Source organism: Kushneria sp. EE4 (assembly GCF_977968315.1).
Genome location: NZ_OZ386212.1, coordinates 3,511,789 through 3,534,973, shown reverse-complemented (window position 1 = coordinate 3,534,973; position 23,185 = coordinate 3,511,789). Strand labels below are relative to the sequence as shown.

Genomic DNA, 23,185 nt, shown 5'->3' with positions numbered 1-23,185 from the left:
CCCGTGATCTGTCGCGATACGATGTATTATTCGAACCACGGCGCCCGGGCCGTCATGATCAGTGCCGCAGCGCGTTCTTCATCCATTCCCTCAATATCCTTGAGGTCTTCAATGGACTGCTCGGCAAGATCTTCCATGGTGATAATTCCTCGCCCGGCCAGCCGGTAGGCAAGATGCTGATCCATACCCTCCATCGAGAGCAGATCCTCGGCGGGCGCGGTGCCGTCCAGTTCTTCTTCGGATTTGATTGCCAGATTGAGCAACTCATCCTTGGCACGTGCACGCAGCTCTTCAACCAGCGACTCATCAAAGCCGTCGACTTCCAGCATCTCTTCCAGCGGGACATAGGCGACTTCTTCCAGCGAAGTGAAACCTTCTTCCACCAGCAGTCGCGCCATCTCTTCATCAACATCGAGATGGTTGATAAAGTATTCGATATAGCTGTCGAGTTCCTGCTCGCGGCGCCCTTCGGCTTCCTCCTCCGTCATGACGTTGAGCGTCCAGCCCGTCAGCTCGCTGGCCAGACGCACATTCTGTCCGCTGCGACCGATGGCCTGCGCCAGATTGTCCTCGCCAACCGCGACATCCATGGCATGCGTGTCTTCATCCACCAGGATGGAGGCCACATCGGCAGGCGCCATGGCGTTGATCACCAGCTGAGCCGGGTTATCGTCCCAAAGAACGATATCCACACGTTCGTTACGAAGTTCGTTCGAAACGGCCTGCACCCTGGACCCGCGCATGCCGACACAGGCACCGACCGGGTCGATGCGGCGGTCGTTGGTCTTGACGGCAATCTTGGCGCGAGAGCCCGGATCACGCGCAGCCCCCTTGATTTCGATCAGCTGCTCCGAAATTTCGGGAACCTCGATGGTGAACAGCTCTACCAGAAACTCCGGACGCGTGCGTGACAAAATCAGCTGCGCGCCGCGGGCTTCGGGGTCAACACGCCAGAGCAGTGCCCTGACACGTTCATTAAGTCGATAGCGCTCGCCCGGAATCATTTCACCGCGCGGCAAAAACCCTTCGGCGTTGTCCCCCAGATCGATGATCAGGCCATCGCGTGTGGTTTTCTTGACACTACCGCCAACCAGCTCGCCTTCACGCTCGGCGTACTGACGTACGATTTCAGCGCGCTCGGCTTCACGCACTTTCTGTACGATAACCTGTTTGGCCGTCTGGGCAGCGATACGACCGAACTCGGCGGACTCGATCTGCTCTTCCACCACGGCATCCAGACCCAGCGGCTCATCACGCTCTTCTGCAGCGCCCAACGGAATCTGACGCGCCGAGGTGGTGTAATCCTCATCAGGCACGACCGTCCAGCGCCTGAAAGTGTCGTAATCACCGCTATTGCGATCGATATGCACCCGGATATCGACATCCTTTCCTTCATAGCGCTTGCGGGAGGCGCTGGCCAGCGCCGCCTCAACGGCTTCGAAAATAATGTCGCGGGGGACACCCTTTTCATTTGATATCGCATCGACGACCAGCAAAATATCCTTGCTCATGCCTGTGCCTCGCCAGAAAAGTCCTTGTTATCATCAAGCATCAGTTATCAAACCCGGGCACGACTCGTGCCTGCTCAATGGTCTCGATAGGAAATCCATACTCTTCGTCGTTGAACTGCAGCAGCACTTCATCACCCTCTACACCTGCCAGCAGCCCCTTGAAACGACGCTGTCCCTCAAAGGGCGCGCGCAGCTTCAACGTAACCGTATGGCCGGCAAACCGGGCAAAATGTGACAGGGAATAAAGCGGGCGATCCATCCCGGGAGAGGACACTTCAAGCTGATACTGTCCGGGGAGAGGGTCTTCTACATCCAGAAGCGCACTTACCTGCCGACTGACATCGGCACAGTCATCCACACCGACACCGTTTTCATGGTCGATGTAGACAATCAGCTTGGAGTGCTTGCCCTGAGCGCTGTAATCGATGCCCCAGAGTTCGAAGCCGAGCGCTGCGACGGCGGGTTCTATCAGCGTATGCAGTGTTTCTTGCCTGGTTGGCACGACATGGCCTCCTGCAGTGGCATCAGGCACCTGAGCGAAAATACAGGAGAGCAGATGAGGTGACTGATGAGCGATCTTGTTGCGCTGTAACAAAAAGCCCCTTCGATGGAAGGGGCTTTTCGGGGAAAAATTTCCATCCATTAACACCTGGATGGTAGCGGGGGCCGGATTTGAACCGACGACCTTCGGGTTATGAGCCCGACGAGCTACCAGGCTGCTCCACCCCGCATCAATAGCGCAATCAGTATAAGGACTTTGTCCTGCCGAATCAACATGATCCGTCTGTCGCGACTTGCAGTTCCGATGGTGCCGAAGGCGGGACTTGAACCCGCACGACCATAAGGTCACTACCCCCTCAAGATAGCGTGTCTACCAATTCCACCACTTCGGCTTTCGGTTTGACAGAAAGCTTCTTCTGTCATGCCCGGCATTTTCTACCGGACAAATGATGAAGCACTGCTGAATGAGCGCCTCATCACTGGCGCGAGATTATGCATCTCCTGACAGGATTCGTCAAGCGATGCATACCCTCGTGTATCAATTATTGCTGCTGTTGTCCGTAGACGGGACGGATAGCCCCTCGTTGCCACTATCGCTGCCCTGTTGGGCATTGGGTGCCCGGGGGGCATCGTCGCCATCATCCAGGCTCGGCGCACCGCTTCGCTGCTGCTCGATGACCCTGGCATCAGGGATGCCGCTCTGGGAATCGCCGCTGCCGCTGTTTACAAGCCAGGCAAGCCCGAGTGAGGTAATGAAAAACAGGCCGGCCAATACGGCCGTCAAGCGGGCGAGCGTCTTGGAAGCACCCTGCGAACCCAGCACCGTTTGCGAGGCACCGCCTCCAAAGGCAGCGCCGGCTTCGGCTCCCTTGCCGCGCTGCAAGAGCACCAGCGCAATCAGGCTGATGGCAAGAAGGACGTGAATCAAAATGATGGCAACGTACATTTAATCAACCTGCTGCGTGACAAATCGCAATAAAGTCATCGGGTTTAAGCGAGGCGCCGCCTATCAGCCCCCCATCGATATCCGGCTGGGAAAGAAGCTCGGCTGCGTTGTCGGCCTTCATGCTGCCGCCATAGAGCAGACGCATGCCTTCTCCCAGGGCGGGATCCTTGTCTGACAACCATGCGCGAATCATGGCGTGCACCTGCTGCGCCTGTTCTGGCGTTGCTGTACGGCCCGTGCCGATGGCCCAGACCGGCTCATAGGCCATCACAAGCCTTGAACGCTGCTCTGCTGAAAGGCCATCAATGACGGTTTTGACCTGTCCCAGCACCACTGTCTCCACCCGGTCGGCTTCCCGCTCTTCAAGCGTTTCACCAATACACAGTATGGGGGTCAGCCCGGCATCAAGTGCTGCCCTGACCCGTGCCAGCACGGCCTGGTCATCTTCCCCGAACAGGGTACGGCGCTCGGAGTGGCCTACCAGTACATGATTGACGCCACACTCGGTCAGCATATCGGCGCTGATCTCGCCGGTGTAGGCACCCGATGATTCGGGATGAAGGGTCTGCGCGCCAAGCGACAATGAGCTTTTTGCCAGCACACCTTTTGCCGACATGAGCAGCGTAAAGGGCGGAATAATGGCGACATCAACGCCGGAGGCAATATTGGCAGACGTCAGTGCCTGCTTCATGGTTTCCAAAAGCGCCAGCGAACCATTCATCTTCCAGTTGCCGGCAATCAGTGGCTTACGCATGGTGACTTCTCCCTAGCCTGTCGGGAACAGGAAAGTATTGGTAGACGCCTCCGCAAGGAGGGCGATGTTAATGGAGCGATGGCGCGAACACAACCACGCTCCGTTTTCTTCAACCCCGGGCTTTCGACATGCCCTGCTCGATTTCGTCGGCGATTTTCTGTGCCAGCGCCTGAACATCAAAGCGCGGGCGACCTTCCACCATGACCCGAATCAGGGGCTCTGTACCTGAAGGTCTGAGCAGTACACGGCCGGATTCGCCCAGCGTCTGCTCGACCTCTCTGACGGCATCTGTAACCGGCTCACTTTCCATTAGTGCCGTCTTGTCAATGCCGGGTACCAGACGAACATTAATCAGTGCCTGCGGCGCCTTTTCCATGCCCTCCAGCAGCTCACCAAGGCTTCGCTCTTCAATGACCATCGTCGCCAGAACCTGCAGGGCAGAAACGATTCCGTCACCGGTCGTCTGGGCATGGCCACACAGGATGTGGCCCGAAGATTCCCCACCAAGCTGCCAGTCACGCGCCTGCATTCGTTCGATGACATAGCGGTCGCCAACCTTCGCACGCTCGAAGGGAATGCCCAGCTCTTCAAACGCCGATGCCAGACCAAAGTTGCTCATCAATGTACCAACGACGCCGCCACCCAGCACGCCGCGACGCTGGCGATCACGCGCAATGATGTAGAGGATGTCATCGCCATCCACGATGCGACCGGCATGATCCACCATGATCACACGATCACCGTCGCCATCAAAGGCGACTCCCAGATCGGCGCCGGTCTCGAGCACCTTCTCGCGCATGACCTCCGGATGGGTAGAACCGACCTGCTGGTTGATGTTGAGCCCATCTGGCGTCACGCCCAGGGTAATGACCTCAGCGCCAAGCTCGCGAAAGACATTCGGGGCAATGTGATACGTTGCGCCGTTGGCGCAGTCGATAACGATTTTCAGACCGTGCAGGCCGAAACGGTTGGGCACCGTCGACTTGCAGAATTCGATATAGCGCCCGGCGGCATCCTCGATACGCACAGCCTTGCCAAGCCGGTCAGGACCTACCGTTTCCTGAAGCCCCTCAAGCTCACGCTCGATCTCATCTTCCAGGGCATCCGGCAGCTTGGTGCCATGCTGCGAGAAAAACTTGATGCCGTTATCCTGGTAGGGATTGTGCGAGGCGCTGATGACCACACCGGCGCTGGCGCGCAGTGTACTTGTCAGATAGGCGATGCCGGGCGTGGGCATCGGACCGAGCAGCGCCACATCCACGCCGGCCGCCGAGAAACCAGCCTCCAGTGCAGACTCGAACATATAGCCGGAGATACGGGTATCCTTGCCGATCAGTACGCGCGCCCGACGATTCTGACGGGCAAAGACACGCCCGGCGGCCCATCCCAGACGCAGCATGAAGTCTGCCGTAATGGGGGCCTGGCCGACCGTACCGCGAATACCATCCGTACCAAAATATTGTCTTGCCATTGCTATCTGCCTTCCTTGAGTACTGCACAGGTCATGCCAACGGCATCAGCGCTGGCCGCGACATCATGCGTTCTGATAATCCAGGCCCCCTTGCCGATGGCAAGGGTTGTCAGCGCCAGCCCACCATAAAGGCGCTCATCAACCTCACGTGATAATGTACGACCGATCATGCCCTTGCGGGAGGTACCTATCAGCAGGGGATAACCCAGACGCTGGAGATACTCTAGGCGATTCATCAAGCGCAGATTGTGCGCAAGCGTCTTTGCAAACCCGAAGCCCGGATCGACAAGCAGCCGCTCATCTGCAATGCCTGCATCGCGACAGCGAGCAATCCGCTGTCCCAGAAAAGCCGCCACTTCCTCTTCAATGGGTCGCTCATATTGCGGGTCATTTTGCATGTTATCGGGCTCGCCCACCATATGCATTAGACATACGGGCAGCCCCGAGGCTGCCGCCGCCTCAAGCGCCCCCGGGCGTTTCAATGAGCGTACATCGTTGATCATGCCGGCGCCCGCCTCGGTGACAGCCGTCATCACCTCCGGCGCACTGGTATCCACCGACACCAGCGCGTCGAGCTCGCCGGCCAGTCGCTCAACGATCGGCACCACCCGGTCCATCTCCTGCTGCACGCCCACAGGCGTAGCACCGGGTCGAGTGGATTCACCGCCCACATCGATGATGCCGGCCCCCTGCGCGAGCATCTCTTCTGCACGGCGCAGCGCGGCATCGCCCGCAGCATGCTTTCCTCCATCAGAGAAGGAGTCCGGCGTGACGTTGAGAATCCCCATTACATGGGGCCAGCCCAGCGCCAGTTGATGGCGCTTGCCACACTCCATGAACGTATCTGCATTCGACATGATAATTCCTGAAAGCTGGACCGATGACTGCCCATCGCCATCATCGGACATAAAAAAACCGCCCCGGAGGGCGGTCATGATACGTAAAACCTCGATCAATGTCCGGAAGAACCACCCAGCGGGTCGGACGGACGGCGCCTTGTATCGTCAGTGCCGTCTCCCTCCGGATCATCCACCGGGCGCACGTCTGAAGGACTGGTATCGGCAGGCGTCCCCAGACCGCCGCTCGGACCGCTGCTGCCTGGCTCCTTCGGCGGTCGCGGGTCGCGACCTTCCATGATGTCGTTGATCTGCTCGGCATCAATGGTTTCGAACTTGATCAGGGCATCGGTCATCGCGTCCAGCTTGTCGCGATTGTCATGCAGGATCTGTTCGGCCTGCTGATAGCACTCATCGATAATGCGACGAATTTCGCGATCCAGTCTCGACGATGTCTCCGCCGAAGTGAACTTGCCGCCACCGCCACCCGGGCCACCCAGGAACTGGTGCGACTCGTCCTCGTCGTACATCAGCGGGCCCATCTCCTGTGAAAGCCCCCACTTGGCAACCATGTTGTGAGCAAGTTCGGTGGCACGCTTGATATCGTTGGAAGCCCCGGTCGTGACGCCATTGGGTCCCAGTGTCATCTCCTCGGCAATACGTCCGCCAAAGAGCGAGCAGATCTGGCTGATGATTTGCTGACGCGTATAGCTGTAGCGGTCCTCAGTGGGAAGGAACATGGTCACACCCAGTGCCCGACCGCGCGGAATGATGGTGACCTTGTAGACCGAGTCATGCTCCGGCATCAAAAGCCCGATAATCGCATGACCGGCTTCATGATAGGCCGTATTGCGCTTTTCCTTTTCGGACATGACCATCGAGCGCTTTTCGGCCCCCATCATGATCTTGTCCTTGGCCATCTCAAGCTCGGCCATGCCGATCAGACGGCGGTTCTTGCGAGCCGCAAAAAGAGCGGCCTCGTTCACCACGTTGGCAAGCTCTGCACCGGAAAAGCCCGGGGTGCCGCGTGCAATCATCTCCGGCTTGACGTCATCGGCAAGCGGCACCTTGCGAAGGTGTACGCCCAGAATATGCTCACGCCCGCGGATATCGGGCAAACCGACAGTGACCTGGCGGTCAAAACGACCCGGGCGCAGCAGCGCAGGGTCAAGGACGTCAGGACGGTTGGTCGCGGCAATGATGATGATGCCTTCGTTGGCTTCAAAACCGTCCATTTCAACCAGCAGCTGGTTGAGCGTCTGTTCGCGTTCGTCATGACCGCCGCCCATGCCGGAGCCACGCGAGCGACCCACGGCATCGATTTCATCGATAAAGATGATGCAGGGCGCCTGCTTTTTGGCCTGCTCGAACATGTCACGGACACGCGAGGCGCCAACACCCACAAACATTTCAACGAAGTCAGAACCCGAGATGGTAAAAAACGGTACCCGCGCTTCGCCGGCAATGGCCTTTGCCAGCAGGGTCTTGCCCGTGCCGGGCGGGCCTACCAGCAGCACCCCTCGTGGGATCTGCCCACCAAGCCGCTGAAACTTGGAAGGATCCTTCAGAAAGTCGACCAGCTCCTCGACCTCTTCCTTGGCTTCATCGCACCCGGCGACATCCTTGAAAGTGGTCTTGACCTGCTCATGGGAAAGCAGCTTGGCCTTGGATTTGCCAAAGCTCATGGGGCCGCCCTTGCCGGCGCCGCCACCCTGCATCTGCCGCATGAAGAACAAAAAGATGCCCAGAATCAGCAGTATGGGGAAGCTGGCAATCAGCAATCGTGACCATATGCTTTGCTGGTCGGGCTCCTTGCCTACCACGGTCACGTTATTGCTGAGCAGGTCATCCATCAGACGCGGGTCTTCAGCAGACGGCCTGATGGTCTGAAAGGTGGAACCATCGTCACGCTCACCACGAATATCGTAACCATCGATGGTGACCTGACGGACCTGATTGTTTTGCACCTGCTCGACGAACTGGGAATAGTTCATCGCCTGCGGCGAATTATCGACGCTGAAGTTGTTAAATACCGTCAGCAAAACCGCTGCGATAATCAACCATAGGATCAGATTCTTGGCCATGTCGTTCAAGGGGACACCCTCACTACGTGATTCTGCCTGCCAGGCGTGGCCCGGTATGTGTCGGAAAGCTTGGGGCGCGGCCTGTCGATTACAAGCTCAAGCGCGAAAACCACGCCCCAGCAGATATACTTCTCGCGATCTTGGGCGCGAGGCATCGGGTTTGCGAGTAACTACCTTATCGAACCGAAGACGCATTTCCTTTAGATACTGATCAAAACCCTCACCCTGAAAGATCTTGGTCAGGAAATCGCCGCCCGGCGTCAGCACCTGCTGAGCCATATCCAGCGCCAGCTCCACAAGATACATGGCACCGGGCTGATCAATGGCCATCTGCCCGCTCAGATTGGGCGCCATGTCCGATAGCACGACATCAACCTGCCGATCACCGAGCGCCTCGAGCATAGCATGCAGGGTCTGCTCTTCCGTAAAGTCACCCTGAATGAAATTCACCCCCGCGACAGCATCCATCTCGAGAATGTCAGTGGCGATGACCTGCCCCGTCTCTCCCACGCGCGCCATGGCGACCTGACTCCATCCTCCCGGCGCTGCTCCGAGATCCACCACACTCATGCCCGGTGTAAACAAACGATCACGATCGTCTATTTCAAGCAGTTTGTAACTGGCGCGGGAACGATAGCCATCGGCCCAGCTGCGCTTTACCCAGATATCGTCAAAGTGTTCCTTCATCCAGCCGTTATCGGCTGAAGCCTTTTTGCCGGCAGACGGCTTTTTGGCGCGTGTCACGTTAACTTCCGAAAAAAGGGATTGCCGTGCTACAGCGATCAAACGCCAGCATGACCACAGGATAAGGACACCGAACGCAATACAACCGTTGGCGCCACTGCCGTTGTCTGGAGTAAGATGATTGCACATGAAAAGGGATCGAGAGTTTTCAACATATCATGAGCCTTACAGCGGCACAAAAGAAAACCCTGCGTAGCGTCGGCCATATTCTCAATCCGGTTGTCCGGATCGGTGACAAGGGCCTGACCGAGGGTGTCATGGGCGAGCTGGAACGTGCACTCGCCGACCACGAACTGATCAAGGTCAGCATTGCCGGCGCCGAGCGCGACGAGCGGGCCGGGATCATCAATCACCTGCTGGAGCAATCCGGCGCCGAACTGGTACAAAGCATCGGCAAGACTGCCCTGCTTTATCGCCACAACCCGAAGGCAGACCCCAGACTATCCAACGTGGCACGCTATACGCAGTAATCGCCATGCGGCCCTTTTTGCTGCAGATGATTACAACGCAAAAGCCCCCGACACTGTCGGGGGCTTTTTTATGGCGCAAAACACGTGGTCCGGATCAGCCGACGTGCTCGACACTGTCGATTTCATATTCAACGTCGCCGCCGGGCGTGCGCACATTGACCACATCGCCTTCGGCCTTGCCTACCAGCGCACGGGCGATGGGGGAATTGACCGAAATCTTGCCGTCCTTGATGCTGGCCTCGTCCTCACCGACGATGCGGTAGGCCACCTCTTCGTCCGTATCAAGATTCAAGAGCCTGACCGTGGTACCAAAGATGACCTTGCCGGTATGCGGCATCTTGGTCACATCAATGACCTGAGCATTGGACAGGCGCGACTCGATTTCCTGAATGCGCCCTTCAATGAACCCCTGCTGCTCACGCGCGGCATGATATTCGGCGTTCTCCTTGAGATCACCGTGCTCGCGCGCCTCGGAAATGTCCGCGATCACACGCGGACGATCAACACTTTTGAGCTGGTTAAGCTCTTCACGCAGGGCCTGCTCGCCCTGCACCGTCATCGGAACCCTGGTCATGCCGTTACACTCGTATGGAGTTCCTGAAGTCGCCGCACGGTAATCTCGTTACCATACTCAAGCGCCATACACACGGCGCGGGCCCCGGCCAGTGTCGTGGCATAGGGTACCTTGTGTGACAGCGCCGAACGGCGAATCATGGAAGAATCGTTAATGGCCTGCCGTCCCTCGGTCGTATTGACGATGTAGGCAACCTCATCGTTTTTAATCATGTCGACAATATGGGGACGGCCTTCAAACACCTTGTTGACCGCTTCGACCGGTAGACCGGCAGCATCCAGTGCCTGTGCCGTACCGTGCGTGGCAATCAACGTAAAGCCTAATGTTAACAGAGAACGCGCCACCTCAATAACGCCCTCCTTGTCCGGATCCCGAACCGACAAAAACGCCCGGCGATCGCCGCTGAGTGCCGGAATGGCCTCTCCCGCGCCCAGCTGCGCCTTGTAGAAGGCCTCGGCAAATGTCGTGCCGGTGCCCATGACCTCGCCGGTCGATTTCATCTCCGGCGTCAGGATCGGATCCACGCCCGGGAACTTGTTGAAGGGGAAGACCGCCTCCTTGACGCTATAGAAATCCGGAATGTGCTCGCGGGTAAACTCAAGCTCTACCAGCGTCCTGCCAGCCATGACACGCGCCGCCAGCTGCGCCAGTGACCGTCCGATGCACTTGGAGACAAACGGCACGGTCCGTGAGGCGCGCGGATTGACCTCGATGACATAGACCTCGCCGTCCTGCCAGGCCAACTGTACGTTCATCAGACCCACGACGTTGAGCTCGAGCGCCATGCGCTGCACCTGATCGCGCATGCGATCCTGCACTTCACCCGGCAGCGAATAGGGCGGCAGCGAGCATGCCGAGTCACCGGAGTGAACCCCGGCCTGCTCGATATGCTGCATGATGCCGCCGATCACGACATTCTTGCCATCGCTGATGGCATCAATATCCACCTCGATGGCGGCATTGAGGAAGTGATCCAGCAAAACCGGCGAATCGTTGGAGACCTTGACCGCATGGGTCATGTAATTTTCGAGCTCGTCAGCCGAGTAGACGATCTCCATGGCACGTCCGCCCAGCACATAGGAGGGGCGCACGACCAGCGGATAGCCGATGCGGGCTGCCTTGACGAAGGCATCTTCAAAGCTGCGCGCCGTGGCATTGTTGGGCTGTTTGAGACCGAGCTTATCGATCATCTGCTGGAAGCGCTCACGATCCTCGGCGCGATCGATGGCATCCGGCGTGGTGCCGATAATCGGCACGCCCGCCGCTTCCAGATCACGCGCCAGCTTCAGCGGCGTCTGGCCACCGAACTGCACGATCACACCCACCGGCTTTTCCTTTTCGACGATGGCCAGCACATCCTCGAGCGTAACCGGCTCGAAATAGAGACGGTCAGAGGTGTCATAGTCGGTGGATACGGTTTCCGGATTGCAGTTGACCATGATGGTTTCATAACCGTCCTCACGCATGGCGAGCGCGGCATGAACGCAGCAGTAGTCGAACTCGATGCCCTGACCGATACGGTTGGGACCACCGCCCAGCACCATGATCTTTTGTCGATCGCTGGGCTCGGCCTCGCACTCCTCCTCATAGGTGGAGTACATATAGGCCGTTGAAGTCGGGAACTCGGCAGCGCAGGTATCGACCCGCTTGAAAACCGGGCGTACATCCAGTGCCTGACGACGCTCCCTGAAGGCCTTCTCGCTGACACCGATAAGACGGGCGAGACGCGCATCGCCAAACCCGCGGCGCTTGTAGAAATAGACCTGTTTGCGACTGAGATCACCCAGAGACGTCTTGGCGATCTGACCTTCCAGAACGATCAGCTCCTGAATCTGGATCAAAAACCAGCGATCGATGTTGGTGAAGTTGAAGACTTCATCCAGCGACAGGCCGGCCCGGAAGGCATCGGCCACAAAAAAGATTCGATCGGCGCCCGGACGCTGCAGTTCGCCCTGCATAAGCTGGCGTGACGCCTCATCAAAACCGGTGAGCTTCGGGTCCAGCCCGTCAACGCCGATTTCGAGACCGCGCAGCGCCTTTTGCAGGGATTCCTGAAAGGTGCGCCCGATGGCCATCACCTCGCCTACCGACTTCATCTGGGTCGTCAGACGGTCGTTGGCCTGGGGGAACTTTTCGAAGGTAAAGCGCGGGATCTTGGTGACCACATAGTCGATGGCCGGCTCGAAAGACGCCGGTGTGGCGCCCCCGGTAACCTCGTTTTGAAGCTCGTCGAGCGTATAGCCGACCGCCAGCTTGGCCGCGACTTTGGCGATCGGAAAGCCGGTCGCCTTGGAAGCCAGCGCCGACGAACGCGACACGCGCGGGTTCATCTCGATGACTACCATGCGACCGGTCTGCGGATCAACGCCAAACTGCACGTTGGAGCCGCCGGTTTCCACGCCGATTTCGCGCAGTACCGCGATCGATGCATTACGCATGATCTGGTACTCCTTGTCGGTCAGCGTCTGGGCCGGCGCTACGGTAATGGAGTCACCGGTGTGCACGCCCATCGGGTCGAAGTTCTCGATGGCACAGACGATGATGCAGTTGTCGTTGTGATCGCGCACGACCTCCATCTCGTACTCTTTCCAGCCCAGCAGCGATTCGTCGATCAAGAGCTCATGGTTGGAAGAGAGCTCGAAGCCGCGATGGCAGATCTCTTCAAACTCTTCCCGGTTATAGGCCACGCCGCCACCGGAGCCGCCCATGGTATAGGACGGGCGGATGATGCAGGGAAAGCCCAGCTCAGCCTGAATTTCCCAGGCTTCCTCCATCGCGTGCGCCACCTTGGCCTTCGGGCACTCAAGGCCGATATTTTTCATCGCCTTGTCAAAGAGATCCCGATCTTCGGCCTTTTCGATGGTCTTGGCATTGGCACCGATCAGCTCGACACCAAACTCGCCGAGAATGCCGCGGCGGTCCAGCTCAAGCGCGCAGTTGAGTGCCGTCTGACCGCCCATCGTGGGCAGGACGGCATCGGGGCGCTCGCGCTCGATGATGCGAGCTACCGTCTCCCAGGTGACTGGCTCGATATAGGTGGCATCCGCCATGCTCGGGTCGGTCATGATGGTAGCCGGGTTGGAGTTGACCAGGATGACCCGGTACCCCTCCTCGCGCAGCGCCTTGCAGGCCTGGGCGCCGGAATAGTCGAACTCACAGGCCTGGCCGATAACAATGGGGCCGGCGCCAATGATCAGAATGCTTTTCAGGTCGGTACGTTTTGGCATGACGATTTCACTGCGTCGAAAAATGGGATGCGAACAAGTCGAGTGCGATGGCGGCCCCGACGGCGGCACAGGCCGCCATCGGGACAGCGTCAGGCTGCCTGACGGCGGCCTTCCATCATGGCCACGAAGCGATCAAACAACGGTGAAACATCATGTGGCCCGGGGCTGGCCTCCGGATGCCCCTGAAAGCTGAAGGCCGGAGTATCGGTCAACTCGATCCCCTGAAGGGTCTGATCAAACAGCGACCGATGGGTGGCGCGTACGTTGGCCGGCAGTGAGGCCTCGTCAACGGCGAAACCATGGTTTTGACTGGTGATCATGACGTGGCCGCGATCGATATCCAGCACCGGGTGGTTGGCGCCATGGTGGCCCTGCTTCATCTTGACGGTTTTCGCCCCGCTGGCCAGCGCCAGCAGCTGATGTCCCAGACAGATACCAAAGACCGGCGTGCCGGTGGCCAGAATATCCTGAATGGCCGTGATGGCGTAATCGCAGGGCTCCGGGTCACCCGGGCCGTTGGCCAGAAACACGCCGTCGGGGTTCATCGCCAGCACCTCACTGGCAGGTGTCTGCGGCGGCACCACCGTAAGGCGACAGCCCCGGCTGGTCAGCATGCGAAAGATGTTGTGCTTGGTGCCAAAGTCATAGGCCACCACATGCCAGGGGCGTTCACGCTGGCGAAAATCGGCGTAGCCCGAGCTGAGCTGCCACTCGCCGTCATGCCATTCATGAATCTCGCGGGTGCCGGCCTCGCGGGCCAGATCCATGCCCTTGAGCCCGGGAAAGGCATTGGCTGCCGCCAGCGCGCGCGCCACCGCTTCGTCTCCCTGAGCATCCGCTCCGGCGATAATGGCACCGTTTTGCGCGCCCTTGTCACGCAAAAGACGGGTCAGGCGGCGCGTGTCGATATCGGCAATACCCAGAATGCCGTGGGCGGCGAGATAGTCGTCCAGAGCGCGGACACTGCGGAAGTTGCTGACCAGGCGAGGTAGATCGCGAATGACAAGGCCGGCGGCATGGATGCTGTGGGATTCGACATCCTCTTCATTGATGCCGGTATTACCGATATGGGGATAGGTGAGCGTGACAATCTGGCGAGAATAGGAAGGGTCGGTCAGGATCTCCTGATAGCCCGTCATGGCCGTATTGAAGACCACCTCGCCACTGGTTTCTCCGTCGGCGCCAATGGAGACGCCGTGAAATACGCTGCCATCCTCGAGCGCCAGAATCGCGGGTTTGATCAATGCAACGTCCTCCACAGGGCAAAAGAGACTGTCAGCGAAAGCGACATGCCACAACGCTGACCGGAAAACCGGCCGGCTGACGACCCCATTGACCATGCTCTCCCGGTGCGCTTTGACTAAAGGCGCAACCCCCGGGCTGCAAAAAAGCGGGACGAAACCCTGAAGGGCTTCATCCCGCTTGTATTATCGCCATGGTCTGCGGGTTCGACCCGGCCAAATTGTGCCGATAATATCGGATTTCACCCCCGCATGCCATCACGCAATGATCACCTCAGTGGCGCGTCAGTCGATGCCTGCTTGAGCCCCAGCACATCCTGCATGTCGTAATGGCCTGCGTTTTGATTCATCAGCCAGTGCGCCGCACGCACCGCGCCACGCCCGAAGGTCAGCCGGCTCGAGGCCTTGTGGGTGATCTCGATACGCTCGCCGTCGGCAGCAAACAGCACAGTGTGCTCGCCGACGATGTCACCGCCGCGCACCGTGGAAAAACCGATCTCGCGCGCGCTTCTCGGCCCGACCTGGCCGACGCGCTGATAGACGCCGTCAGCCTTGAGATCCCGCCCCAGCGGCTCGGCCACCGCACGTCCCATCATCAGTGCCGTGCCGGATGGTGCGTCCACCTTGTGACGGTGATGGGCCTCGATGATCTCGATATCAAAGCCGGCATCGCCCAGCGCCCGGGCCGCCGTCGAGAGCAGATTGAGCGACAGGTTGACCCCGGTACTCATGTTGGCCGCAAACACGAACGCCACTTTTGAGCCATAACCTTCAAGCGTTGTCAGCTGCTCGTCGTCAAACCCGGTCGTGCCGATCACAAGACGCTTGCCGTGCTCGGCGCAGCAGGCCAGATTCTTAAGCGTCAGGGCCGGGGTGGTGAAATCGATCAACACGTCGAAGTCATCGATAATCTCTTCGAGACTGCCGGCAAGCGTCACGCCCAGACGCCCCTGCCCGGCCAGCTCGCCGGCGTCGGCGCCGATCAGTGAACTGTCCGGGCGCACCACGGCCCCGGTCAATCGAGCGCTGTCGTCACCGCCAACCGCTTCGATCAGCATTTTGCCCATGCGCCCTGCAGCGCCCATGATGGCGATTCGTGTCACACATCCCCCTTCGTGTCATGTTCATCGTTTGCTCACGCGCCTGTCTGCCACTATAACCCATCAGATCACGCAACCGGATGACCCCATGGCAGACCGACGCACGCACCGCTCCCTTTATGCCGTTGCCCTGTGGCTGGCGCTGCTGCCCGGCTGCACCCGAGCAGGCGTCGTTGACCCGGGCGGCCCGTCGGGCGGATCCCGCCCCGAGCAGCTCGAGTGGTGCGGCATGCTGGAGCTGCCGGATCGCATGCCCGACGGCCAGCCGCTGGGTGGCCTGTCGGAGCTGGCGTACGACGAGAAAAACAACCTCTTGTATATGCTCTCCGATCGCGCCCGGCTCTATCGCGCTCGCCCCCATTTCGATGACCGCCAGCAGCTGAATCGTCTCGAGTTGCTCGACTCGACGCCTCTGCGTGACCGTCAGGGCAGGCCGCTCGAGATGCCCTGGGCCGACAGCGAATCAATGGCTCTGGTCGAAGGCGAAGATGGGGAAAAGGAGCTGTTGATCGGTTTTGAGCGCCGCCACCGATTGCAGCGTTTCACGCTTGAGGGCGCGCCGGTGGACGAGGCCATCGTGCCTTCGGCACTTGAAGGGGCCCAATACAACGGCAGTCTGGAAGCGCTGGCCAACCACCCGGTCCACGGCATCATTGGCGGGCTGGAATTTGCATCAGAAGGCATGGCCGACAATGAAAGCCGCCTGTTCGATCTCGACGGCCACCAGTGGCGCTGGCAGCGCACCGATAATAACAGCGGACTGACGGCGATGGCCCCACTGGGGGAGGATCTTTTGATGCTGGAGCGCGACTTCAAGGTCGGCCGCCCCCTGATCATCTCGCTGCGCCGCGCTCGTATCACTGACGGGCCACACAACAGCGTGATACCCGGCAATACCATCGCCCGCCTGGCCAGCGACGAGGGCTGGCGGCTGGACAACTTCGAAGGCCTGGCCCGTATTGGCCCTCGGCGCTACCTGATGGTCAGCGATGACAACTTCAGCTGGCTGCAGCGCTCGCTTCTGGGGTGCTTTGATGTGCCGAACGATACCGCCACCGACTCGTGAGCCGCCCTACGACAGTAATGATGACCAATGACAAACCTTCAGACGCGCTCTGCGTTTTCCGCCAGCAGCGCTTCAAGCGAGGTCACCTCACCGCAGCGATCCGGCGCATAGCCATTCAGCGCGGCCACTTCCGCCAGAAACCCCTTTGATCCCATATAGGTCAAAAGCGCCTGCAGGTTGTCCTGAACCAGTCGCTGCGCCTGACAGATCAGCAGATAGTGCTCGGTCGCCAGCGGAACGAAATCAAGGCCGAACTGTGTGGCGGCCGCCTCCACGCCGAAGCCCGCATCCGCCATCCCAGCCGCCACGTAGGCTGCCACCGCCGTATGCGTAAACTCCTCGTGGCGCGCATCGGGAAGGTCGGTTTCATCGACACCGTACTCTGCCAGCAATAGATCGAACAGCTGGCGGGTCCCGGAGCGCTCGTTGCGCTGGATAAATCGAATATCACCGCGCGCCAGATCCCCCATGGCACGAATGCGGTGACTGTCCTCGTGACGCAGCATCAGCCCCTGGCGGCGGGTCACAAAGCGGATAATGCTCAGATCCTGCCCTGACAGCCAGGGGCGATAGACCGTCATGACCTGCTCGGCCAGATGCGGATCCACCGGCAGGTGAAGACTGGCCAGATCACACTCGTCGCGGCGCAGCGCCTCAAGCGCCTCGATAGACGAGCAGTAGCGCAGATCCAGCTCTCCCGGGAAATCCGGCAAAAGTGCGACGGCGTAACCGTGGCTGGCGTGTAGTCGCAGAACAGGGTGTGCGCCGTCGAGCAGCTGTTGCAGCTGATGGTTGAGCTCGGAGGCCATGCTGTCGATCTGGGGCCCGAGTCGGGCGCGCACGCGCTGTTCGGCCCACAATAGTTTCTCCCCCAGCGGTGACAGCCGCGTGCCATGACCGCGACGCATTTCGACCAGTGCCATGCCGAAAAAGGCCTCGGCCCGGTTGAGCAGATTCCAGGCATGACGATAGGAAATATTGGCCCGGCTGGCGGCATGGGTCAGCTTGCCGGTGTCGAGCAGACCGGCCAGCAGCACAAACAGTACCGGATCGAGCAGCTCGCCATCCTCTCGATAAAAGCGCCAGGACGGGACGATATTCAACTTTTTGCTAAGCATTTTCGTTCATATTTTGCCGCCGTATAGAGAGTGCTAATTTGGTTGCGAACCTGACCCTGACTTAAAGCAGTTATGAATAACGATTCCTATAAGACGATCGGATGAGCGCTGTCGCTTCAATCCTCCGACCTGATGAGATCCGGCCATGTCACAGACCCACTCCCCCGTCGCCGACGCCTGGACGCCGGCGCAAATTCAGGCAGTGATCGACGCCCATCGTTTGAGGCCGGGCGCCATGCTGCCAACGCTGCACGCCATTCAGGACCGCTTCGGCTTCATTCCCGATGCGGCAGTGCCCATGATCGCCGAGGCGTTGCGCCATACCCGCGCCGAAGTGCACGGCATCATCAGCTTTTATCATCACTTTCGCACCCACCCGGCGGGGCGCAGCGTCATTCAGATCTGTCGCGCCGAAGCTTGTCAGTCGGTCGGCAGCCGCCAGCTCGAGGCGCACGCGAGAAAAACGCTGGGCATCGACTATCACCAGACCACGCCGGATCACGAATTCACGCTCGAGCCGGTCTATTGTCTGGGCAACTGCGCCTGCGGACCGTCCATTCGCGTCAACGATGACATCTTTGGTCGCATGACGCCGGAACAGTTCGACGAACTGACCGACGAGCTGTCGGCCACCGTCGTGGAGGTGAAATGATGGCCGTTACCGTCTATGTCCCCCGTGATACCACCGCGCTGGCGCTGGGTGCCGACCGGGTCGCGACACGCCTTGAGCGTGGTGCCAGAACGCGCGACATGGAGATCAACATCGTACGCAACGGCTCGCGCGGGCTGTTTTATCTGGAGCCGCTAATCGAGATCGACACGATTGATGGCCGCGTTGCCTATGGCCCGGTCACACCCGGTGATGTTGAATCCCTGCTGGATGCCGGGCTGCTTGAAGGGCGCCAGGATCATCCGCTCTCACTGGGGCTGACCGAAGAGATCGACTATCTCAAGCGCCAGCAGCGTTTGACCTTTTCGCGCATAGGTATCACCGACCCGTTATCGATCGAGGACTACACCGCCCTTCGCGGCTTCAAGGGCCTTGAAAAGACCCTGGCGCTCGACAGCCAGGCGGTCGTTGATGAGGTCAAGACCTCCGGCCTGCGCGGTCGTGGCGGCGCGGCCTTCCCGACCGGTATCAAATGGCAGACCGTACACGACCAGCCGCCGGGTCAGAAATACGTGGTCTGCAACGCCGATGAGGGTGACTCCGGCACCTTTGCCGACCGGCTGGTCATGGAGTGTGACCCCTACCTTTTGATCGAGGGCATGACCATTGCCGGTCTCGCCGTGGGTGCCGAGCAGGGCTACATCTATCTGCGCTCGGAATATCCGCTGGCCCACGCCGTTCTCGATGAAGCAATCGAGCGCGCCGTCAACGCCGGCTATCTCGGCGACAATATCCTGAACAGCGGCCGCGCCTTTCATCTGGAAGTCCGCCTGGGCGCCGGCGCCTACATCTGCGGGGAAGAGACCTCCCTGCTGGAAAGCCTCGAGGGCAAGCGCGGTCTGGTACGTGCCAAGCCACCGCTGCCGGCCATCGAAGGACTGTTCGGCCGCCCCACCGTGGTCAACAACGTGCTGTCACTGGCGGCCGTCCCGTTCATCATGGATCAGGGCGGCCAGACCTACGCCGATTATGGCCTGGGACGCTCACGCGGGACGCTGGCCATCCAGCTGGCCGGCAACGTCAAGCGCGGCGGGCTGGTGGAGCTGGCCTTTGGCACCAGCCTGCTTGAGCTGATGGAAGATTTCGGGGGCGGCACTCTGAGCGGGCGCCCCCTCAAGGCCGTACAGGTCGGCGGTCCGCTGGGCGCCTACCTGCCACAAAGCCAGTGGGACCATCCGGTCGACTACGAGGGTTTTGCCGCCTTCGGTGGCGTGGTGGGCCACGGCGGTGTGGTGATGTTCGACGACAGCGTCGATATGGGCGATCAGGCCCGTTTTGCCATGGAATTTTGCAGCGTTGAATCCTGCGGCAAGTGTACGCCGTGTCGGATTGGTGCCGTGCGCGGTGTAGAAGTCATCGATCGCATCCGCGCCGGCGAGTCGGCTGACAAGAACCTCGTCCTGCTCACCGAACTCTGCGAGACCATGGTCGATGGCTCTTTGTGCGCCATGGGCGGCATGACGCCGTTCCCGGTCCAGAGCGTCCTGCAGCACTTCCCTGATGATCTGACACCTCGACAGGCCGCAACGGCGGGAGGTACGACATGCTGAACTACTTTGATCCCAAACAACCCGGTGCTCACTCGTTCAATGCGGGTCTGGGCGGCGTTGGTGAAGCCCAGAGCACCTTCAATCCGGCCTTTTTCGACCGCGATCTGGGTACCCCGGCCCGCGTCTCCGAGACGCCGGTCGAGCTGACCATCGACGGCACCGCGATTCGCGTGCCGGAAGGGACGTCGGTGATGCGCGCTGCGGCACTGGCCGGCATCACCATTCCAAGGCTTTGCGCCTCGGACAATCTCGAAGCGTTCGGGTCCTGCCGACTTTGCGCGGTGGAAATCGAGGGGCGTCGCGGCATGCCCGCCTCGTGCACCACGCCGGTGGTCGAGGGCATGTCGGTGACGACGCAGAATGCGAAAATCGCGAAGCTGCGCCGCAATATCATGGAGCTCTACATCTCCGACCACCCGCTGGACTGCCTGACCTGTCCGGCCAACGGCGACTGCGAGCTGCAGGACATGGCCGGCGTCGTGGGGCTTCGCGAGGTGCGATACGGCTACGAGGGTGAGAATCACCTTGACGCCAAAATCGACGACTCCAACCCCTACTTCAGCTTTGATCCCAGCAAGTGCATCGTCTGCTCGCGCTGTGTGCGCGCCTGCAACGAGGTGCAGGGCACCTTTGCCCTGACCATCGAGGGCCGTGGCTTTGATTCGAAAGTGGCTGCCAGCCAGAACGAGCCCTTTATGGACTCCGAGTGTGTCTCCTGCGGCGCCTGCGTGCAGGCCTGCCCCACCTCGACGCTGATGGAAAAAAGCGTCATCGAGGAAGGCGTCCCCGAGCACAGCGTCGTGACCACCTGCGCCTACTGCGGCGTGGGCTGCTCGTTCGAGGCGCAGATGAAAGGCGACAAGCTGGTGCGCATGGTGCCCTACAAGGGCGGCGATGCGAATCACGGCCACTCCTGCGTCAAGGGCCGCTTTGCATTTGGCTACGCCACCCACAAGGACCGCATTCGCGAGCCGATGATCCGCGACTCGATCGATCAGCCCTGGCGTGCGGTGTCCTGGGAGGAGGCCATCGGCTTCGCGGCGCGCCGCCTAAAGGAGATTCAGGCGCAGTATGGTCGCGACAGCGTCGGCGGCATCACCTCGTCGCGCTGCACCAACGAAGAGACCTATCTGGTTCAGAAACTGATTCGCGCAGCACTTGGCAACAACAACACCGACACCTGTGCTCGCGTGTGTCATTCTCCGACCGGCTATGGTCTCAAGACCACGCTGGGCGAATCCGCCGGCACCCAGACGTTTGATTCGGTCATGAAGGCAGACACAATACTTGTGATCGGCGCTAACCCGACCGATGCCCACCCGGTGTTTGCCTCCCAGATGAAGCGCCGCCTGCGTCAGGGCGCCACACTGATCGTGGCCGACCCGCGCCGCATCGATCTGCTCAGAACGCCTCACGGCGGTCAGGGCCAGCATCTGGCGCTCAAGCCCGGCACCAACGTGGCGCTGGTCAATGCCCTCGGCCATGTGGTCGTCACCGAAGGCCTCGAGGACACCGACTTCATCGCAAGGCGCTGTGACACCGAGGGCTATCAGCGCTGGCGCGCGTTCATCTCTGATGCGCGTCACGCCCCGGAAGCCGTGGAAAATGAAACCGGCGTACCGGCAGAAGCGGTTCGTCAGGCGGCCCGCACCTATGCCAGTGCTGGCAACGGTGCGATCTATTACGGACTGGGCGTGACCGAGCACAGCCAGGGCTCGACCACGGTCATGGCGATCGCCAACCTGGCGATGGCGACCGGCAACATCGGCCGTGAAGGTGTCGGGGTCAATCCGCTGCGCGGGCAGAATAACGTCCAGGGATCGTGTGACATGGGCTCGTTCCCGCACGAGCTGCCGGGCTATCAGCACGTGGCCGACCCCGAGATTCGTCAGCGCTTTGAAGCCGTGTGGAACGCCAAACTCGACGATGAGCCGGGGCTTCGCATTCCCAACATGTTCGATGCCGCCATCAACGGCACCTTCAAGGCGCTCTACGTGCAGGGCGAAGACATCGCCCAGTCCGATCCCAACACGCAGCATGTTGAATCGGCGCTGTCGGCTCTGGACTGTCTGATCGTGCAGGACATCTTCCTCAACGAGACGGCGAAGTACGCCCACGTGCTGCTGCCGGGCGCCACCTTCCTTGAGAAGAACGGCACCTTTACCAACGCCGAGAGGCGCATCAACCGCGTACGCCGGGTCATGCCGCCAGTGGCCGGCAAGGAGGACTGGGAGGTTACCCAGGATCTTGCCAATGCGCTGGGCTATCCCATGAACTACAGCCATCCGTCCGAGATCATGGACGAAGTGGCAAGCCTCACGCCGACCTTTACCGGGGTAAGCTACGACAAGCTCGAACAGCTCGGCAGCATTCAGTGGCCCTGCAACGACGATTACCCGCTGGGCACGCCCACCATGCACGGCGTGGACTTCCCGATCGGCAAGGGACACTTTGCCATTACCGAGTACGTGGCCACCGAGGAAAAGGTCAACGCACGCTATCCGCTGCTGCTGACCACCGGACGCATTCTCAGCCAGTACAACGTTGGCGCGCAGACACGACGTACCGCCAACAGTGCCTGGCATTCGGAAGACGTGCTGGAGATCCATCCGGTGGATGCCGAGGATCGCGGCCTGCGTGACGGTGACTGGCTCGGCATTCGCAGCCGAGTGGGTCATACCGTACTGCGCTGTCTGGTCAGCGATCGCATGGCGCCAGGGGTGGTCTACACCACCTTCCACCATCCGGGCAGCGGCGCCAATGTGATCACCACCGACAACTCCGACTGGGCCACCAACTGCCCCGAGTACAAGGTGACGGCGGTACAAGTCGAAAAAGTCTCGCAGCCCTCGTCGTGGCAGCAGCAGTTCCAGCGCTTTGACGAGCGCCAGCAGCGCTATCTGGCCGATGCCGACACCCCGGAGCCGGCGCTCAAATGAGCGCCGGACACCCTGAACCCGTCTGGACTGCGAGGTCGCCATGAACGATCCCACGACACCGCTGATCAGGATGATCAATCAGATCAGCCTCAATAACCGCCATCATGACAGCGATGAGGCGGCCGCCAAGCAGATCGCCGGCCATCTCAAGAAGTTCTGGGCCCGGGACATGAAACGCCAGCTCATCGACTATGCCGACACCGATGGCAGTGAGCTCGACCCCGTTTCAAAACTGGCGGTCGAGCGCCTCAAGACCATGTCGGACGTGGTCAGGGACTGGGAGGAGACCTCCGACGCGGGTTAAACCCGGCGGTTTGAAATTCCCTGACGATGGCCCCGCCTGCAGCTTCAGGCGGGGCCATTTTCATTTATGTATTCCCCAA

19 protein-coding genes and 2 tRNA genes are annotated in these 23,185 nt (G+C 60.2%); 6 read left to right on the top strand and 15 right to left on the bottom strand.

Going from position 1 to position 23,185, the window contains the following annotated elements; genetic code table 11:
• Nucleotides 1-26: 26 nt before the first annotated feature.
• The 10 genes from nusA to rlmE form a co-directional block, all read right to left on the bottom strand.
• Nucleotides 27-1,511: a transcription termination factor NusA gene (gene nusA, locus ACXMYO_RS15940; RefSeq protein WP_438765935.1), complete on the bottom strand. Its 1,485-nt coding sequence runs from the start codon at nucleotides 1,509-1,511 to the stop codon at nucleotides 27-29.
• A 40-nt stretch (nucleotides 1,512-1,551) separates the two neighbouring features.
• Nucleotides 1,552-2,013 carry a ribosome maturation factor RimP gene (gene rimP, locus ACXMYO_RS15935; RefSeq protein WP_438765933.1) on the bottom strand — a complete coding sequence of 154 codons (462 nt, stop codon included), beginning with the start codon at nucleotides 2,011-2,013 and terminating at the stop codon, nucleotides 1,552-1,554.
• 152 nt (nucleotides 2,014-2,165) lie between these two features.
• Nucleotides 2,166-2,242 (bottom strand) — tRNA-Met (locus ACXMYO_RS15930).
• Between the two features lie 75 nt (nucleotides 2,243-2,317).
• Nucleotides 2,318-2,404 (bottom strand) — tRNA-Leu (locus tag ACXMYO_RS15925).
• 146 nt (nucleotides 2,405-2,550) lie between these two features.
• Entirely contained in the window at nucleotides 2,551-2,958 is a 408-nt protein-coding gene (gene secG / locus ACXMYO_RS15920; RefSeq protein WP_438765932.1) for a preprotein translocase subunit SecG, read from the bottom strand.
• A gap of 4 nt (nucleotides 2,959-2,962) precedes the next feature.
• The gene (gene tpiA / locus ACXMYO_RS15915; RefSeq protein WP_457809435.1) at nucleotides 2,963-3,712 is read right to left on the bottom strand and encodes a triose-phosphate isomerase; all 750 of its coding nucleotides are present in this window, start codon (nucleotides 3,710-3,712) and stop codon (nucleotides 2,963-2,965) included.
• Between the two features lie 109 nt (nucleotides 3,713-3,821).
• Nucleotides 3,822-5,183, bottom strand: coding sequence for a phosphoglucosamine mutase (glmM, locus tag ACXMYO_RS15910; RefSeq protein ID WP_457809434.1), 1,362 nt, complete (start codon nucleotides 5,181-5,183; stop codon nucleotides 3,822-3,824).
• A 2-nt stretch (nucleotides 5,184-5,185) separates the two neighbouring features.
• Nucleotides 5,186-6,040, bottom strand: coding sequence for a dihydropteroate synthase (folP, locus tag ACXMYO_RS15905; protein WP_457809433.1), 855 nt, complete (start codon nucleotides 6,038-6,040; stop codon nucleotides 5,186-5,188).
• A gap of 95 nt (nucleotides 6,041-6,135) precedes the next feature.
• Complete coding sequence (gene ftsH, locus ACXMYO_RS15900) at nucleotides 6,136-8,112, bottom strand: ATP-dependent zinc metalloprotease FtsH (RefSeq protein WP_438765924.1); 1,977 nt, start codon at nucleotides 8,110-8,112, stop codon at nucleotides 6,136-6,138.
• A gap of 87 nt (nucleotides 8,113-8,199) precedes the next feature.
• Nucleotides 8,200-8,847 carry a 23S rRNA (uridine(2552)-2'-O)-methyltransferase RlmE gene (gene rlmE / locus ACXMYO_RS15895; RefSeq protein ID WP_457809432.1) on the bottom strand — a complete coding sequence of 216 codons (648 nt, stop codon included), beginning with the start codon at nucleotides 8,845-8,847 and terminating at the stop codon, nucleotides 8,200-8,202.
• Nucleotides 8,848-9,005: 158 nt separating this feature from the next.
• Here rlmE and yhbY point away from each other — a divergent pair, with 158 nt between their 5' ends.
• Entirely contained in the window at nucleotides 9,006-9,317 is a 312-nt protein-coding gene (gene yhbY / locus ACXMYO_RS15890) for a ribosome assembly RNA-binding protein YhbY (RefSeq protein WP_438765922.1), read from the top strand.
• 94 nt (nucleotides 9,318-9,411) lie between these two features.
• Here the strand turns inward: yhbY and greA are convergent, their stop codons facing one another.
• The 4 genes from greA to dapB form a co-directional block, all read right to left on the bottom strand.
• Entirely contained in the window at nucleotides 9,412-9,891 is a 480-nt protein-coding gene (greA, locus tag ACXMYO_RS15885) for a transcription elongation factor GreA (RefSeq protein WP_115855564.1), read from the bottom strand.
• Nucleotides 9,888-13,118 carry a carbamoyl-phosphate synthase large subunit gene (gene carB, locus ACXMYO_RS15880; RefSeq protein WP_457809431.1) on the bottom strand — a complete coding sequence of 1,077 codons (3,231 nt, stop codon included), beginning with the start codon at nucleotides 13,116-13,118 and terminating at the stop codon, nucleotides 9,888-9,890. The genes greA and carB overlap by 4 nt, the downstream gene beginning before the upstream one ends.
• An 89-nt stretch (nucleotides 13,119-13,207) precedes the next feature.
• Nucleotides 13,208-14,362, bottom strand: coding sequence for a glutamine-hydrolyzing carbamoyl-phosphate synthase small subunit (carA, locus tag ACXMYO_RS15875; RefSeq protein ID WP_438765918.1), 1,155 nt, complete (start codon nucleotides 14,360-14,362; stop codon nucleotides 13,208-13,210).
• 266 nt (nucleotides 14,363-14,628) lie between these two features.
• Complete coding sequence (dapB, locus tag ACXMYO_RS15870; protein ID WP_457809430.1) at nucleotides 14,629-15,462, bottom strand: 4-hydroxy-tetrahydrodipicolinate reductase; 834 nt, start codon at nucleotides 15,460-15,462, stop codon at nucleotides 14,629-14,631.
• Between the two features lie 85 nt (nucleotides 15,463-15,547).
• Here dapB and ACXMYO_RS15865 point away from each other — a divergent pair, with 85 nt between their 5' ends.
• Nucleotides 15,548-16,525: an esterase-like activity of phytase family protein gene (locus ACXMYO_RS15865; RefSeq protein ID WP_457809429.1), complete on the top strand. Its 978-nt coding sequence runs from the start codon at nucleotides 15,548-15,550 to the stop codon at nucleotides 16,523-16,525.
• Between the two features lie 38 nt (nucleotides 16,526-16,563).
• Here ACXMYO_RS15865 and ACXMYO_RS15860 read toward each other — a convergent pair whose 3' ends face one another.
• A complete protein-coding gene (locus ACXMYO_RS15860) occupies nucleotides 16,564-17,643 on the bottom strand; it encodes a substrate-binding domain-containing protein (protein ID WP_457809428.1) in 1,080 nt (359 codons plus the stop codon).
• Nucleotides 17,644-17,788: 145 nt separating this feature from the next.
• Between ACXMYO_RS15860 and ACXMYO_RS15855 the strand changes: the two genes are divergently transcribed.
• Genes ACXMYO_RS15855 through ACXMYO_RS15840 form a run of 4 tightly spaced genes read left to right on the top strand, consistent with a single transcriptional unit; the run spans nucleotide 17,789 to nucleotide 23,106 of the window.
• Entirely contained in the window at nucleotides 17,789-18,295 is a 507-nt protein-coding gene (locus tag ACXMYO_RS15855) for a formate dehydrogenase subunit gamma (RefSeq protein ID WP_438765911.1), read from the top strand.
• Entirely contained in the window at nucleotides 18,295-19,863 is a 1,569-nt protein-coding gene (locus ACXMYO_RS15850; RefSeq protein WP_457809504.1) for a formate dehydrogenase beta subunit, read from the top strand. The genes ACXMYO_RS15855 and ACXMYO_RS15850 overlap by 1 nt, the downstream gene beginning before the upstream one ends.
• Nucleotides 19,857-22,802, top strand: coding sequence for a formate dehydrogenase subunit alpha (gene fdhF, locus ACXMYO_RS15845; protein WP_457809427.1), 2,946 nt, complete (start codon nucleotides 19,857-19,859; stop codon nucleotides 22,800-22,802). The genes ACXMYO_RS15850 and fdhF overlap by 7 nt, the downstream gene beginning before the upstream one ends.
• A gap of 40 nt (nucleotides 22,803-22,842) precedes the next feature.
• Complete coding sequence (locus tag ACXMYO_RS15840) at nucleotides 22,843-23,106, top strand: formate dehydrogenase subunit delta (protein WP_457809426.1); 264 nt, start codon at nucleotides 22,843-22,845, stop codon at nucleotides 23,104-23,106.
• The last annotated feature ends 79 nt before the right edge of the window (nucleotides 23,107-23,185 follow it).

Coding starts and splice junctions, on each gene's coding strand:
- nusA (WP_438765935.1), bottom strand. CDS start 1,511: ATGAGCAAGGATATTTTGCTGGTCGTCGATGCGATATCAAATGAAAAG.
- secG (WP_438765932.1), bottom strand. CDS start 2,958: ATGTACGTTGCCATCATTTTGATTCACGTCCTTCTTGCCATCAGCCTG.
- tpiA (WP_457809435.1), bottom strand. CDS start 3,712: ATGCGTAAGCCACTGATTGCCGGCAACTGGAAGATGAATGGTTCGCTG.
- glmM (WP_457809434.1), bottom strand. CDS start 5,183: ATGGCAAGACAATATTTTGGTACGGATGGTATTCGCGGTACGGTCGGC.
- folP (WP_457809433.1), bottom strand. CDS start 6,040: ATGTCGAATGCAGATACGTTCATGGAGTGTGGCAAGCGCCATCAACTG.
- yhbY (WP_438765922.1), top strand. CDS start 9,006: ATGAGCCTTACAGCGGCACAAAAGAAAACCCTGCGTAGCGTCGGCCAT.
- greA (WP_115855564.1), bottom strand. CDS start 9,891: ATGACCAGGGTTCCGATGACGGTGCAGGGCGAGCAGGCCCTGCGTGAA.
- carB (WP_457809431.1), bottom strand. CDS start 13,118: ATGCCAAAACGTACCGACCTGAAAAGCATTCTGATCATTGGCGCCGGC.
- ACXMYO_RS15865 (WP_457809429.1), top strand. CDS start 15,548: ATGGCAGACCGACGCACGCACCGCTCCCTTTATGCCGTTGCCCTGTGG.
- ACXMYO_RS15860 (WP_457809428.1), bottom strand. CDS start 17,643: ATGCTTAGCAAAAAGTTGAATATCGTCCCGTCCTGGCGCTTTTATCGA.
- ACXMYO_RS15855 (WP_438765911.1), top strand. CDS start 17,789: ATGTCACAGACCCACTCCCCCGTCGCCGACGCCTGGACGCCGGCGCAA.
- ACXMYO_RS15850 (WP_457809504.1), top strand. CDS start 18,295: ATGGCCGTTACCGTCTATGTCCCCCGTGATACCACCGCGCTGGCGCTG.
- fdhF (WP_457809427.1), top strand. CDS start 19,857: ATGCTGAACTACTTTGATCCCAAACAACCCGGTGCTCACTCGTTCAAT.
- ACXMYO_RS15840 (WP_457809426.1), top strand. CDS start 22,843: ATGAACGATCCCACGACACCGCTGATCAGGATGATCAATCAGATCAGC.